This window comes from Streptomyces sp. NRRL S-337, from assembly GCF_000720175.1.
Taxonomy (GTDB): Bacteria; Actinomycetota; Actinomycetes; order Streptomycetales; family Streptomycetaceae; genus Streptomyces; species Streptomyces siderophoricus.
The window spans coordinates 63,439-78,185 of the sequence record NZ_JOIX01000032.1 but is presented as its reverse complement, the minus strand read 5'-3'; the positions used below and the strand labels follow the sequence as shown (position 1 = coordinate 78,185).

The window sequence follows — 14,747 nt, the reverse complement described above, 5'->3', positions numbered from 1 at the left end:
TAGGAGTCCGTCTCGTGGGCTCGGAGATGTGTATAAGAGACAGGATCCAACTCGTCTCAGGGTGCGGTACCGGTGGTGGGGGACGTACTGCGTGCTGAGTCGTGCGGGCCGTGCTGCGCCATGGGGTGGACAGTTTTGGGCCGGGCCCCGGCGCGCGGCTACTCACCGGGGTGACAAAATCCGCGCGTTGTTGAACTGACGGTTCATCACTTCACTCAGGGGCTGTTGCTCCGGCGGCCGCCGTCCGTCGTGCGGTGGTGTCGGTGCGCCGCCGTCCGCGCGCCACCCAGAGCGCCCCGCCGGCCGTCAGCAGCCCGCCCGCCACCACGGCGCCCACCGGCAGCGTCTCGCCGACCAGCGCCAGCCTGCCGCTGTCCGCCTCCGCCAGCCGCAGCTGCGCCCGCCGCGTCGCCGGCGTGAACCGCAGCCGCTCGCCGCGCAGCAGGGTGACCGCGTCGTGCCGGCCGCCGGGCGCCCGCAGCGTCTTGACCGGCGAGATCACCGCATCCACGATCCGGCCGGTGCGCTGCTCGGCGACCAGCTCGACACCGGAGTTGGCGTACCACTCCTCGGCCTGGATCTGGCCCTGCCGCGGCCGGCCGACCAGCCGCCCGGGGACCTGCCGGCTGCCGGTCCTGGTGGCCGGCACGGTTCCGGTGAACCGGTAGAGCACGAGCCCCCCGGCGCGCCGTTCACCGGCGAAGCGGAGCGGGACGGCGGCGCCCAGCGTGTTGTCCCACCAGCGGTATCCGGTCCGCCGCAGATCGAAGGGGAATTTCAGGTAGGCATCGCCGTCGAAGCGGGTCGGGGCCTCGCCGCAGCAGTGCACCGGGGCGTTGCTGCGCCGGTCGGTGACCCAGCGTTCGGTGGTCCACTGGAACGCCCGGCGCGGATCCTTCAGAGCCAGCGTCTTCGGGGTGTCGACCGTGGTGGAGACGTCCCACACGGCCCGCCCGCTCTTCTCGCTCGCCGCGACGTCGCCCAGTACGTGCCGGGTGAGGGTGAGCCGCTGCCGGTCCCGGGTGCGCAGGGCGTCGGTGTCGAAGTAGCTGCCGGTGCCGGTGAAGACGGTGGTGACGTCGACGTCGACCGGGGTGACCTTCGCCCGCGGCGTGACGTACCAGGCCAGCAGGGGTGCGAGGACGAGCAGGAAGACGCCGAGGCCGAGCAGTGCCAGGGACATCGGGGCGGCGGTGCGGGCGCCGGTGTCCGTGGTGGCGGGGGCCGGGGGCGGAGCGGAAACGGAGGTGGGGGAAGGCATACGGGCACTCCTGGAAGCGGTGGGGGATCACGCTCTGGTGCACGTGCGGAAGGGGCGGGCGGTCGTCCCGGGAACGGCGTCGGACGGGCCGGGCACCCATGGGCCGGGAACGTAAGCGAACTCTTGACAGACCGTCAATGCCCTTCCACACTCGGCAGTCACCACGACCGAGTGGTGCCGCGCTGTGGGACGCGGCACGAGCCGGACCCCGAAATCGCACCCCCCGGGGACCGCGCCGTGTGCCGTACCGACCCGACGGAGACCGGTGAGGTCTCCGGTCCCGACGAAGGGCTCGCCGCGCCATGCACCGGATGCTCGCCGCCGCACTGACCGCGCTGACCGCCGCCGCCCTGGCCGTCGGCGCCGCGCTCGGTGTCGTCGCGGCCCTCGACACCACCCCCGAACAGCCCAATGTGCCGCTGGTGACCTTCGACCGGGCCGGCGAGTAGGCGGGCGGTATGCGCAGCGCGGCCGGCCGCGGCGTACGAAGGAGGCCTTCGGCATGGTGACCGCCGTCCGCTCGGCCTGGCGGGACGTCCCGTCCTACCAGGTACGGCAGTTCGCCACCCTGGCGCTGGCGGAGGTGCCCACGCTGGCCCAGGACATCCTGCGCGAGATCTGCCGCGAGTATCCCCAACTACCGCTGGTTCCGGACGAGTTCGGCGAACCCCGGGCCCTGGTCGGCATCCGCCAGTCGCTGGAGCACTTCGTCACCCACCTGACCACGGGGCCGGACCGGCCGCACGTCCACCCGCGGGTCTTCCAGGAGTTCGGCCGCGGCGAGGGCGTCCAGGGCCGCAGCCTGGACGCGCTGCAGGCCATCTACCGGCTGGGCGTACGGCTGGCCTGGCGGCGGCTCGCCGAGATCGGTCAGCAGGTCGCCATCCCGGCCCCGGCGATGTACGAGCTCGCCGAGTCCGGCTTCGAGTACCTCGACGGGCTGGTCGCCGAATCCGTCCGCGGTTACGCCGAGGCCGCCGCCCGCCAGGCCGGGGAGCGACTGCGGCAGCAACGCCGCCTGATGGAGCAGCTGTTCGGCCTCGCGGCCGCCCGTACGCGACGCGGCGGCAGCGGAATCGGAACGACCGGTCCCGGGCCGGCCGGTACCGGCGGGGTCCCGGCGGCGCTCGCCGAACGCGCCGCCCGACTCGGCTGGCCGCTGCCCGAACGCGTCGCGGTCGCCGTCCTGCTGCGCCCGGACCGGGCGGCGGTGGCCCCCGCCGTCGCCCCGGACGTCCTGCTGGACATGGAGTGCGAACGGCCGCGGATGGTGGTGCCGGAACCGGACGCCCCGGGGCGGCGCGAGCTGCTGGGCCGGGCCGCGGCCGGCTGGTCGGGCGCGCTCGGCCCGGTCGTCCCCCTGGTGGCCGCCGCGAAATCGCTGCGCTGGGCCGGGGCCGCGGCCGACCTGATCGAGGGCGGACTGCTGCCGGCCGGGGAACTGCTGCAGTGCACCGAACACACCGAGGCACTGGTCCTGCTGCCGCCCGAGGAGCTGATCGACGACCTCGCCCGCCGCCGCCTCGCCCCCCTCGACGGCTGTGGCCCGACCCATGGGCGGCGGCTCGCCGAGACCCTGCTCGCCTGGCTGGAGACCCGGGGCGGGGCCCCGGAGATCGCCGCCCGGCTCGGCGTTCACCCCCAGACCGTGCGCTACCGGCTGCGCCAGATACGGGAGTTATGGGGCCCGGAGGTGGACGATCCGGACCGCCGCTTCGAACTGGAACTGGTGTTACGGGCGAGACGGCTCCGTGGGGAACTCAACTGAGCCAGGGGTCTCCGGACCCAGGCAGACGCCCCTACCCGGCTCCGCCCTCGACCAGTACCGCCATGCCGTCCAGGAGACGCGCCAGACCGAACTCGAACAGCGTCTCGTGGTTGAAGGAGTCCTCCGGGGAGCCGGACACCGCCGCGTACATGGGGTACGCACCGGACTGGAAGATGCCCTCGAACTCCGGCTCCAGTGAGGCCATCCACTGGTCCTGGTCCATCCCGGTCTCCTGCTCGGCCTCCAGGTCGTCCTCGAAACCGGCGGCGGTGGACATCACGAAACCCAGCAGGGTCACGGCCATGTGGAGCAGCGTCACCGGGGGCATCCCCTCGACCCGCCCCACGGTCCACTCGATCAGCGCCATCGCCCGCGGCATCGGCTGCGGCCGGGTGATCGACAGGTACTTCGCCAGCCACGGGTGCCGGCGGTAGAGCGCCCACTGCAGCCGCGCCCCGGCCTCCATCCGTTCGCGCCAGCCGTCCGGTGCCGGATCGGGCAGTTCCACCTCGGCGAACACGGCGTCCGCCATCAGCAGCTCCAGCTCGTCCTTGCCGGCCACATGGCGGTAGAGCGCCATCGACGACACCCCGAACTCGGCGGCGACCCGGCGCATCGACAGCGCGCGCAGCCCCTCGGCGTCGGCGACCTTGATCCCGGCCCGGACGATCCGCTCCCGGCTCAGCCCGCCGTCCGCGTCCCGCGGCCGCCGCTCCCGCGGGGCCGGACCGGGCGCCGTCCGCGGCTGCGGCTGCGGCTCGACCACGACCGTCCCCACGCCCGGCACCGCCCGTACCACCCCTTCCTGACGCAGCGTCGTCAGCACCTTCGTGGCGGTGGCCATCGCCACCCCCCATTCCTGGGTGATCCGCCGGGTCGACGGCACCCGGTCGCCCGGCGCCAGCTCGCCGGCGTCGATGCGGCGCCGGATCTCCGCGACGATCCGGCGGTAGGGCGGTGCGCTGGGCTGCGCCACGGGGCGGCCTCCTCCGTCTTGGTGCCGTATCAGCTGGGTGCGGTATCGGCGCCCTCTCCATGCCGTACTAGTGCACCAGGGCCTTTCCGCTGGCGCCGACCCTAGCAGCGCGGTGCACCACCGGCCCGCTACCTGCGGCTCTTCTACCGGGCGCACTAGGTAGGCGCACTAGTGTGATGCACCTCCAATTCCCTTGTTGTCCCTGATGTTTGCACCGTAAGCCGCGCGTGCTTACCGTGTCACCCATGTCGTTTACCTCGTACACATCCGCTGCCCCCGCCCCCGAGCCGCGGGCCGGCCGCCGGGAGTGGATCGCCCTCGCCGTCCTCCTGCTGCCCTGCCTCCTGGTCTCCATGGACGTCTCGGTGCTCTACTTCGCGGTGCCGTTCCTGACCGCGCAGCTGGAACCGAGCAGCATCCAGCAGCTGTGGATCCTGGACGTCTACGGATTCGTCCTGGCCGGCCTGCTCATCACCATGGGCGCACTGGGCGACCGCATCGGGCGCCGCCGGCTGCTGCTGTTCGGCGCCCTGCTCTTCGCCCTCGCCTCCGGGGTCGCCGCCTACGCCCGCAGCGCCGAAATGCTCATCGCCGCCCGGGCGTTGCTCGGTGTCGGCGGCGCGACCCTGATGCCGTCCACCCTGGCGCTGATCCGCAACCTCTTCCACGACGCCAAGCAGCGCGGCAAGGCCATCGCCATCTGGTCGGCCGCGACCATGGGCGGGATCGCGGTCGGACCGGTGCTCAGCGGACTGCTGCTGGAGCACTTCTGGTGGGGCTCGGTGTTCCTGATCAACACCCCGGCGATGGTGCTGCTGCTGGTCTGCGGGCCGCTGCTGCTCCCGGAGTTCAAAAACCCGACGACCGGCCGCTTCGACCTGCCCGGCTCGCTGCTCTCCCTGCTCGCCATGCTGCCGATCGTCTACGGCATCAAGGAGATGGCCCGCAACGGCGTGTCCGTCCTGCCCGTGCTCGCCCTCGCCGCCGGCCTGCTGGCCGCCGCGGGCTTCGTCCACCGCCAGCGCACCGCCCGCCACCCCATGCTCGACCTGGAACTCTTCCGGCACCGCGGGTTCAGCGTCTCGGTGCTGATGAACCTGCTGGCGATGTTCGCGATCGTCGGCTGCGCGGTCTTCTTCACCCAGTACCTGCAGACCGTACGGGGCATGAGCCCGCTCCAGGCCGCGCTGTGGAACCTGCTGCCGACCCTCGCGGTGGGCGGCATGGCCGCGGTGGCCACGGCGCTCGGCCAGCGGATGGACCGGGCGCACGTCATCGCGCTCGGCTTCGTCCTCGCGGCCGGCGGCTTCGTCTGGCTCTCCTTTGTGGAGCCCGGCTCGGCACTCTGGTACGTCCTGGTCGCCTCGTCGGTCTACGCCTCCGGCCTGGTGATGGTGGCGTCGCTCGGCAACGAACTGGCCCTCGGCGCGGCGCCCCCGGAGCGCGCGGGCTCCGCCTCGGCCGTGCTGGAGTCCGGCACCGAACTGGGCGGTGCGCTGGGCATGGCGCTCCTGGGCAGCATCGGCAGCGCCGTCTACCGCGGCCACATGGACGACGCCCTGCCGGCCGGCCTCCCCCAGGGCGCGGCCGACGCCGCACACGAGACGCTGGCCGGCGCCGCCGCGGTGGCCGCCCACCTCCCGGCGCAGGCCGGCCGGGCGGTGCTGACCGCGGCCCGCGCGGCCTTCACCGACGGTCTGCAGACGGCCGTGCTGAGCGCCGCGGGCGTGATGCTCTGTGCCGCCGTACTGGCCGTGGCGCTGCTGCGGGGCGTACGTCCGGCGCCGGCGGAGGCTCCGGCGGAACGGGAGCCGGCCCCGGCCCCCTCGGGAACGGTCAGCTGAAGTCGAACTCGCCGGTGCGGGTCCGCTTGAGCTCGAAGAACTTGTCGTAACCGGCGAGGAGGCGGGCGCCGTCGAAGACCCGCGCCGCGTCCTCGCCGCGCGGGATCGCCATCAGCACCGGCCCGAAGAAGGCGACGCCGTCGATGTGGATCGTGGGCGTCCCGACGTCCTCGCCGACCGGGTCCATGCCCTCGTGGTGGCTCTTGCGCAGCGCATCGTCGTAGGCGTCGCTCTCGGCGGCACGGGCCAGCCCAGCCGGCAACCCGACCTCGGCGAGCGCCTCCTCGATGACGGCCGCGGTGTCCTCGCGGCCATTGTTGTGGATACGGGTGCCCAGCGCGGTGTAGAGGTCGCGCAGCACCCCCTCGCCGTGCTCCTGGGCCGCCGCGATGCACACCCGCACCGGGCCCCACCCGGAGTCCAGCAGCTCGCGGTACTTCTCGGGGAGGTCCGTGCGGCCCTCGTTGAGCACGGACAGGCTCATCACGCGGAACCGCAGGTCCAGCTCGCGGTGCTGCTCGACCTCCAGGATCCAGCGGGAGGAGATCCAGGCGAACGGGCAGATGGGGTCGAAGTAGAAGTCGACGGAGTGGCGGGAGGCGCTGGGCTGTGTCATACCGCGACCCTAAGCCGCCACCGGCCCGCCCGCCCGGTCCACCTGGGTGCGGCGATCGTGGGCCACTTGCGAGGCGGAGACGCACGGATCGCGGGGCCGGGCCTCCCGCCTACTCGGCGGTGCCGCCCAGCATCCGCTGCAGCAGTTCCTTCAGCAGCGTGCGCTCGGCGATCGTGAGCTTGCCGAGCGGCTCGCGGGCGAAGTGCAGCGACGTCCGCAGCGCCTCGGCGGTCCGCGCGCCCTCGTCCGTCGCGGCGGCGAGCTTGACGCGGCGGTCGTCCGGGTCGGGCCGGCGCTCGACCAGGCCGCGGGACTCCAGGCGGTCCACGATGCCGGTGACGTTCGACGGCTCGCACTTCAGGCAGTTGGCGATCTTGCGCATGGGCTGCGGCCCGACCGCGAGCAGGCTGAGGACCCGGGCCTGCGTGCCGGTGAGGGAGTGCTCGGCCGCGGCGTGCTCGTACTCCTCGTGGTAACGGGCGACGACGGTGCCGATGAGATCGACGACCTCGACGGTCAAGGAGTCTGGGCGCGGTGTCATGCGGACCAGGATAGCCGATTACTTGACATCATGAAATATCGAGTCCATGGTTGTTTCAGTACCTGAAGCATTAGGAGGATGGCTCTCATGTCCGCACTGCCCACGACCAGCCGCGAATGGCACCTCGTCGCCCGCCCGCACGGCTGGCCCACCCCGGAGGACTTCGCGCTGCGCGAGGCCGCGGTGCCCGAGCTCGGCGAGGGCCAGGTCCTCGTCCGCAACCAGCACTTCTCCGTCGACCCGTACATGCGCGGCCGGATGAACGACGTGAAGTCCTACGTCCCGCCCTTCCAGCTCGACGAGCCGATGGACGGCGGCGCGGTCGGTGAGGTCATCGCCTCCCGCGACGACTCCCTCGCCGTCGGCGACCACGTCCTGCACGGCCTCGGCTGGCGCGAGTACGCCGTCGTGGACGCCAAGCGGACCGCCAAGGTGGACCCGTCGCTGGCCCCGCTCACCGCCTACCTCGGTGTCCTGGGCATGCCGGGCCTGACCGCCTACGCGGGCCTGCTGGAGGTCGCGTCCTTCAAGGAGGGCGACGCCGTCTTCGTATCCGGCGCGGCCGGTGCGGTGGGCAGCGAGGTCGGCCAGATCGCCAAGCTCAAGGGCGCCTCCCGGGTCATCGGCTCGGCCGGCTCCGACGAGAAGGTCAAGCTCCTGGTCGAGGAGTACGGCTTCGACGCCGCCTTCAACTACAAGAACGGCAACGTCACCCAGCAGCTGAAGGAGGCCGCGCCGGAGGGCATCGACGTCTACTTCGACAACGTCGGCGGCGACCACCTCGAAGCGGCCATCAGCGCCCTCAACGTCCACGGCCGGGCGGCCATCTGCGGCATGATCTCGATGTACAACGCCACCGAGCCGAGCCCCGCGCCGCGCAACCTCGCCATGGTCATCGGCAAGCGGCTGCGCCTCCAGGGCCTGCTGGTCAGCGACCACTCCGCGCTGCAGCCGCAGTTCGTCGAGGAGGTCTCCGCCTGGATCCGCTCCGGCGAGCTGAAGTACAGCGAGACCAAGGTCGCCGGCATCGAGCGCGGCGTGGACGCCTTCCTGGGCATGCTCCGCGGTGAGAACACCGGCAAGATGATCGTGAGCCTGACGGAAGCCTGAGCGATCAGCGGCGGCGGCCGCCGGGCGGCGAGCCCTCCTGGCCGTGCCCTTGCGCGGGCCCGTTAGGCTCGGCGGCAAGCCGTCGCGATCCGTGGGCGCGAGTCGCGGCGAACCACAGGAGGATTTCGTATGTCCATCCAGACCGTCGACGTCGTCTACACCGCCGTCGCCACCGCGGAGAACGGCCGTGACGGCCGCGTCGCCAGCGACGACGGCAAGCTCGACGTGGTCGTCAACCCGCCCAAGGAGCAGGGCGGCAGCGGCGCCGGCACCAACCCGGAGCAGCTGTTCGCGGCCGGTTACAGCGCCTGCTTCCAGGGCGCGCTCAGCGTCGTCGCCCGCCGGGAGAACGCCGATGTCTCCGGCTCCCGGGTGACCGCCAAGGTCGGCATCGGCAAGACCCCGGACGGCGCCTTCGGCCTCACGGTCGAGATCGTCGCCTCCATCCCCACGGTCGACGCCGCCACCGCCAAGGACCTCGTGGAGAAGGCGCACCAGGTGTGCCCGTACTCCCACGCCACCCGCGGCAACATCGACGTCAAGCTGACCGTCGCCTGACCGTCGCCGCGACGGCATCTTCCGCAGAGGCGCCTTCCGCAATGGCGTTCGTCGTAACGGGCTTTCCCGAGGGGGATTCCCGTAACGGCGTCTCTGCGCACGAGCCAGGGGCCGCATCCCGGACCGACCCGGGGTGCGGCCCCTTTCGTATGCCGGGCCCGTGTGCCGGCCCGTGTGCCACCCCGCTTCGCGACGTCTCGTACGACCTCGTAGGCCCGCCACGCATCCCCTGTGTGACACAGGCCACGCGCACCGTGCCTTGACGCGCCCACCATGTAATCGATTTCGTAGCCCTCACGGCACCCCGTGAAAACGATTACACACACACGATTACCCACACGAACGGAACGGCAACGGCGCCATGGCGAACATCAAGGACGTGGCAGAGCGGGCAGGGGTCTCCGTGGCCACGGTCTCCCGGGTCCTCAATGGGCACAGCCCGGTCGCCGAGACCCGCGACCGGGTGCTCGCCGCCGTACGCGAACTGGGCTACCGCCCCAACAGCGTCGCCCGCGCCCTGCGCACCGCCCGGACCGGCGCGCTCGGCCTGATCATCAGCGATCTGACCAACCCGTTCTTCACCGAGCTGGCCGACGCCGTCGAGGACGCGGCCCGCAGCCTCGGCTACAGCCTGGTCATCGGCAACGCCGGCGAACGCCCCGAGCAGCAGGACGACTACATCCGTACCCTGCTCGACCGCCGGATCGACGGGCTGCTGGTCAGCTCGGCCGGTAGTGGGTCGGCGATGCTCCGCGAGGTCGTCGCCTCCGGCACCCCGCTGGTCCTGCTGGACCGCAGCGTTCCCGGCATCGACGCCCCCTGTGTACGCGCCGACGGCCGCGCCGCGCTCACCGAACTCGCCGGCCATCTCGCCGCGCTCGGCCGCCGCCGCCCCGCGATCATCGTCGCCCCGGCCGGCACCCCCACCGGCGACGAGCGCCTCGCCCTCTTCCGTACGGCGCTGGCCGACCACGGCATCCCGCTGCCCGACGAACGGGTCGGCGCCACCCCCGATCTCCAGCCCACCGGCGGCCGCCAGATGATGCGCGGCTTCCTCGACCTCCCCGAGCCACCGGACGCGGTCCTGGCCACCGACAACCTGATGGCGCTCGGCGCGCTGGACGAACTCCGCGCCCGCGGACTGCGGGTCCCCGACGACATGGCGCTGGTGGTCTACGACGACGTTCCCTGGTTCGCCCACACCGATCCGCCGCTGACCGCCATCGCCCAGCCCACCCGCGAACTGGGCCGGGCCGCCGTCCGCGCCCTGCTGGCCCGAATCGAGGGCCGGCCCGCCGAATCGGTACTGCTCCCGGCCCGGCTCGTGCCCCGCCGCTCCTGCGGCGAACCGACGGCCGGCTGACCTGCGGGGTGGTACGTACGCCTCCGACCCGCGGCGTGCCGCCCACCCGACCGTCTCCGACCTCCGGCCCTCATCTCCACCTCCGGAGCCCCGAGCCCGGCGACTCACCCCGACCGACTCCGACGCCCAGCACCCCGCCCCGACCGACTCCGACGCCCGGCACACCGCCCCGACCTCCGTACTTCGTCTCCGAGGAGCCCCGAGGGACCACACGAGCAGCCACACCACCAGCCGGATCGGCGGACAGGACCACAACCACAACCGTCGCACCAGCACCAGCACCAGCACCAGCCAGACCAGTGAGCAGCCAGCAGACAGCAGCCATCAGCGAGCAGCCAGCAGTCACACGAGGACGAGAGGGGCAGCGCATGACCGGCGTCAACGACGACGTTCCGGACGGCATACCGGCCGACGTTCCGGACGGCATACCGGATCGCGTGTCGGACGGTGTACCGGATGGCGCACCGGGCGACGTACCGGCCGGCGTACCGGCCGATGTGCCGGGCCGTGCGGCAGCCGGCCTGCCGGGCGGCGGACCGGCCGACGTACCGGACGGCCGCGAACTGCTGCGCGTGGAGGGGGTGACCAAGTCCTTCCCGGGGGTGCGTGCGCTGGACGGCGTGGACCTGAGCCTGCGCGGCGGGGAGGTGCACGTACTCCTCGGGGAGAACGGCGCGGGCAAGAGCACGCTCATCAAGATGCTGTCCGGCGCCCACCGCCCCGACCAGGGCCGCATCCTCGCCGCCCCCGGGCCGGAAGGGCCCGACGCCGGGCCCACCACCGAGCCCACCAGGCCCGGCACCAGGCCCGGCACCCGGCCCACCACCAAGCCCACCAGGCCCGACGCCCCGCCCGACGGCGGCCTGCGCGAGGTGCACATCCGCTCTGCCCAGGACGCCGAGCGGCTCGGCATCGCCACCATTCACCAGGAGTTCACCCTCGTTCCCGGCCTGACCGTCGCCGAGAACCTCTTCCTCGGCCGCCAGCCGCGTACTCGCCTCGGCCTCATCGACAAGAAGACGATGCGGACCCGCGCCGCCGAACTGCTGCGGCGCGTACGGCTGGACGTCTCCCCGGACACCCCGGTCGCCGAACTGGGCATCGCCCGCCTCCAGATGGTCGAGATCGCCAAGGCGCTCAGCCTCGACGCGCGGGTGCTGATCATGGACGAGCCGACCGCGGTGCTCACCTCCGAGGAGGTCGAGACCCTCTTCGGGATCGTCCGCGAACTGCGCGCCGCCGGCGTCGGAATCCTCTTCATCACCCACCACCTGGAGGAGATCGGGGCGCTCGGCGACCGCGTCACGGTGCTGCGCGACGGTCGCTCGGTCGCCCAGGTGCCGGCCTCGACCGGCGAGGACGAGCTGATCCGCCTCATGGTGGGGCGGGACATCGCCGAGCAATACCCGCGGCAACGCCCCGACCGGCCCGGGCCGCCGCTGCTGCGGGTCCGCGGTCTGACCCGCCACGGCCGTGGCACCGGACCGGTGTTCCGGGACGTCGACTTCGAGGTGCGGGCCGGTGAGGTCGTGGGACTGGCCGGGCTGGTCGGCGCGGGCCGCACCGAGGTGGCCCGGGCCGTCTTCGGGGTGGACCCGTACGACGCCGGCACGGTCGAGATCGACGGCGAGCGGCTGGCCCGCGGAGACGTCCGCGCCGCGATGCGCGCCGGGCTCGGCCTCGTACCGGAGGACCGCAAGGGCCAGGGACTGGTCCTGGACGCGTCCCTCCAGGACAACCTCACCCTGGCCCGGCTCAACCGCGACACCCGCGGCGGGCTGGTGGACCGCGGCGCCCAGCGACGCCGAGCGGCCACCGTGGCCGAGCAGTTGAAGGTCCGGATGAGCGGCCTGGCGCAGCCCGCCCGGACGCTCTCCGGGGGCAACCAGCAGAAGATCGTCATCGGCAAATGGCTGCTCGCGGACACCCGGTTGCTGATCCTCGACGAGCCCACACGAGGTATCGACGTCGGCGCCAAGGTCGAGATCTACCAGCTCATCAACGAGCTGACCGCGTCCGGCCGGGCGGTCCTGATGATCTCCAGCGACCTGCCGGAGGTGCTCGGCATGAGCGACCGGGTGCTGGTGATGTCCCAGGGCCGGCTGGCCGGTGAACTCACCGCCGAAGAAGCCACCCAGGACGCCGTGATGGAGCTGGCCCTCCACACGGCCCCCGACACCGACCGCGCCAGACCCCACGAAACGAACCAAGACAAGGCCCCCGACACCGACCACGGCAATCACCCCGACAAGAGCGCGATGGAGGGCTCCGATGTCCGCTGAGCTGAAGACAGGAGCCGCCGCCGAGGCGGTGGGACGGGCCCCGGACCAGGGCCCCGGCGGCCGCCGGCCGGCGGAGTGGTTCTCCCGGGCGGTCCTCAAAAACGGCCCGCTCGGTGGTCTGGCCGCCCTGGTCGTGGTGATGGCCGCGCTCTCCAAGGATTTCCTCAACGGCCAGAACCTCCTCAACGTCGGCGTCCAGGCATCGGTCACCGCGATCCTCGCCTTCGGCGTCACCTTCGTGATCGTCTCGGCCGGCATCGACCTGTCCGTCGGATCGGTCGCCGCGCTCGCCGCCACCGTCGTCGCCTGGGCCGCCACCGGCCAGGACCTGCCCGTCTGGATCGCCGTACTGCTCGGCCTCGCGGTCGGCGCGGGATCCGGACTGCTCTCCGGAGCACTGGTCGCCTACGGCAAACTGCCCGCCTTCATCGCTACGTTGGCGATGCTGTCCGTGGGCCGCGGTCTGGCCCTGGTCATCTCCGGCGGTTCGCCGATCCCCTTCCCCGCCTCGGTCAGCAGGCTCGGTGACACCCTCGGCGGCTGGCTGCCGGTACCGGTACTCGTCATGATCGGCATGGGGCTGGTCGCCGCACTGATCCTGGCCCGTACGTACGCCGGACGCGCGATGTTCGCGATCGGCGGCAACGAGGAGGCGGCCCGCCTCTCCGGCATCCACGTCAAGCGCCGCAAGCTCGTCATCTACGCGCTGTCCGGGCTGTTCGCGGCGGTCGCCGGCATCGTGCTCGCGGCCCGCCTCACCTCCGCCCAGCCCCAGGCGGCCACCGGCTACGAACTGGACGCGATCGCGGCCGTGGTGATCGGCGGGGCCAGCCTCTCCGGCGGCTCCGGCAAGGCGTCCGGCACCCTCATCGGCGCGCTGATCCTGGCCGTACTGCGCAACGGCCTCAATCTGCTGAGCGTTTCGGCCTTCTGGCAGCAGGTGGCCACCGGCCTGGTCATCGCCCTCGCGGTCCTCCTGGACACGCTGCGCCGCCGGAGCACGCGATGAGGGCGGGGGAGCGGGCCGGGGCGTGGGCGCGGACGGCCGGGAAGGGCGCCCGTGGGGATGCCCGTGGGGATGTCCGGATGGGCGCTCGCAGGGATGTCCGTGGGGATACCAGGAGGGGTGCTCGCAGGGAGGTCCGTCGGAACGTCCGGAGGGGGGCTCGTAGGGACACTCAGGGGCGTGCCCGTAGTGGGAGAACGCTCGCGATGACGATGGCGATGGCCGCGGCCCTCACGGCCGCCCTCGCGCTCACCGGCTGCGACCGCGGCGGCAACACCGACCTGGGCCTCGCGCTGTCCACGATGAACAACCCGTTCTTCGTCGGCATCAAGAAGGGCGCACAGGCCGAGGCCGACGCCCGCGGGCTGCACATCAACATCACCGATGCCCAGAACGACCCCACCCAGCAGATCAACCAGATGGAGACGTTCACCAGCCAGGACGTCAAGGCCGCCATCATCAATCCGGTCGAGTCGGACGCCGCCGTCCCGGCCGTCGGTGTCGCCAACCGGGCGAAGGTGCCGGTCATCTCCCTCGACCGCGGCGTCAACGGCGGCACGGTCGGCTCGACCATCGCCTCCGACAACGTCGCCGGCGGCCGGCTCGCCGCGAAGACGCTGGCCGAATCGCTCGGCGGCAAGGGCAAGGTGGCCTTCCTCGAAGGACAACCCGGCACCTCCGCCGCCCGCGAACGAGGCCGGGGCTTCGAGGAGGGCCTGAGGAAGTACCCCGGCATCCAGGTCGTCGCCCGTCAGCCCGCCGACTTCGACCGCACCAAGGGCATGGACGTGATGACCAACATGCTCCAGGCCCACCGCGACATCGCCGGCGTCTTCGCCGCCAACGACGAGATGGCACTCGGCGCCGCCAAGGCGCTGGGCGGCCGGTCGGGCAAGGACGTGAAGGTGGTGGCGTTCGACGGCACACCCGACGGCATCACGGCCGTCCGTAACGGCACCCTGACCGCCACCATCGCCCAGCAGCCGGAACTCCTCGGCAAACAGGCCGTGGACTGGGCCCTGAAGGCCGCCCACGGTGAGAAGCTGCCGCAGTCGGTCAAGGTCCCGGTGGTACTGGTGACCCGCAAGAACGCGGCCACGTTCGACGGCGGATGAGGCCAGTCCACCCACAGTCCCGACACAGACCCGCCACGGGGGCCGGACCCACCCACCACACAGGACAGCAACGGCAGGCTCTACAGCAACACCGAACGCGCCAACAACGACACACGCGCCAACAACGACACACACGCGAGAGCAACAACAGCTACCCGACAGCAACAACAGTCACCCGAAGCCACCCGCCAGCAACAACGGCCACGCGACAGCAACACACCGAAAACCACACGCCACAACCGCACACGTGTCAGCAACAACCTCGATCGCAGCTACCTCGACAGCAACAACGTCGACTGCAACAACC

11 protein-coding genes and 1 pseudogene are annotated in these 14,747 nt (G+C 72.1%); 8 read left to right on the top strand and 4 right to left on the bottom strand.

All coding sequences use genetic code 11. The features are described from left to right. Window positions 1–211: 211 nt before the first annotated feature. Complete coding sequence (locus IG62_RS0122715) at window positions 212–1,183, bottom strand: DUF3068 domain-containing protein (protein WP_051798440.1); 972 nt, start codon at window positions 1,181–1,183, stop codon at window positions 212–214. A 380-nt stretch (window positions 1,184–1,563) separates the two neighbouring features. Here IG62_RS0122715 and IG62_RS47895 point away from each other — a divergent pair, with 380 nt between their 5' ends. Further along, entirely contained in the window at window positions 1,564–1,710 is a 147-nt protein-coding gene (locus tag IG62_RS47895) for a hypothetical protein (RefSeq protein ID WP_199812513.1), read from the top strand. Window positions 1,711–1,763: 53 nt separating this feature from the next. Next, complete coding sequence (locus tag IG62_RS0122705; RefSeq protein WP_030806185.1) at window positions 1,764–3,029, top strand: helix-turn-helix domain-containing protein; 1,266 nt, start codon at window positions 1,764–1,766, stop codon at window positions 3,027–3,029. A 31-nt stretch (window positions 3,030–3,060) separates the two neighbouring features. Here IG62_RS0122705 and IG62_RS0122700 read toward each other — a convergent pair whose 3' ends face one another. Further along, window positions 3,061–4,005, bottom strand: coding sequence for a TetR/AcrR family transcriptional regulator C-terminal domain-containing protein (locus tag IG62_RS0122700; RefSeq protein WP_030806182.1), 945 nt, complete (start codon window positions 4,003–4,005; stop codon window positions 3,061–3,063). 245 nt (window positions 4,006–4,250) lie between these two features. Here IG62_RS0122700 and IG62_RS0122695 point away from each other — a divergent pair, with 245 nt between their 5' ends. Then, window positions 4,251–5,849, top strand: coding sequence for an MFS transporter (locus IG62_RS0122695; protein ID WP_051798430.1), 1,599 nt, complete (start codon window positions 4,251–4,253; stop codon window positions 5,847–5,849). Here IG62_RS0122695 and IG62_RS0122690 read toward each other — a convergent pair. Both IG62_RS0122690 and IG62_RS0122685 read right to left on the bottom strand, forming a co-directional pair. Beyond that, a complete protein-coding gene (locus IG62_RS0122690; RefSeq protein WP_030806176.1) occupies window positions 5,842–6,465 on the bottom strand; it encodes a DSBA oxidoreductase in 624 nt (207 codons plus the stop codon). The genes IG62_RS0122695 and IG62_RS0122690 overlap by 8 nt on opposite strands. Window positions 6,466–6,574: 109 nt before the next feature. Then, window positions 6,575–7,006 (bottom strand): MarR family winged helix-turn-helix transcriptional regulator, encoded by a 432-nt coding sequence (locus tag IG62_RS0122685; RefSeq protein WP_030806174.1) that lies wholly within the window; start codon window positions 7,004–7,006, stop codon window positions 6,575–6,577. A gap of 87 nt (window positions 7,007–7,093) precedes the next feature. Here IG62_RS0122685 and IG62_RS0122680 point away from each other — a divergent pair, with 87 nt between their 5' ends. The 5 genes and pseudogenes from IG62_RS0122680 to IG62_RS50210 all read left to right on the top strand — a co-directional run. Further along, window positions 7,094–8,116, top strand: coding sequence for an NADP-dependent oxidoreductase (locus tag IG62_RS0122680; protein WP_030806170.1), 1,023 nt, complete (start codon window positions 7,094–7,096; stop codon window positions 8,114–8,116). A gap of 129 nt (window positions 8,117–8,245) precedes the next feature. Then, window positions 8,246–8,674, top strand: a complete 429-nt coding sequence (locus IG62_RS0122675) for an organic hydroperoxide resistance protein (RefSeq protein ID WP_030806167.1) — start codon at window positions 8,246–8,248, stop codon at window positions 8,672–8,674. Between the two features lie 361 nt (window positions 8,675–9,035). Next, window positions 9,036–10,037: a LacI family DNA-binding transcriptional regulator gene (locus tag IG62_RS0122670; RefSeq protein WP_030806164.1), complete on the top strand. Its 1,002-nt coding sequence runs from the start codon at window positions 9,036–9,038 to the stop codon at window positions 10,035–10,037. A 368-nt stretch (window positions 10,038–10,405) separates the two neighbouring features. Next, complete coding sequence (locus tag IG62_RS0122665; protein WP_234326691.1) at window positions 10,406–12,319, top strand: sugar ABC transporter ATP-binding protein; 1,914 nt, start codon at window positions 10,406–10,408, stop codon at window positions 12,317–12,319. Then, window positions 12,309–14,413 (top strand): annotated as a pseudogene (locus tag IG62_RS50210) (substrate-binding domain-containing protein); the annotation flags it as partial. The gene IG62_RS0122665 and the pseudogene IG62_RS50210, both read left to right, overlap by 11 nt. Window positions 14,414–14,747 lie beyond the last annotated feature (334 nt).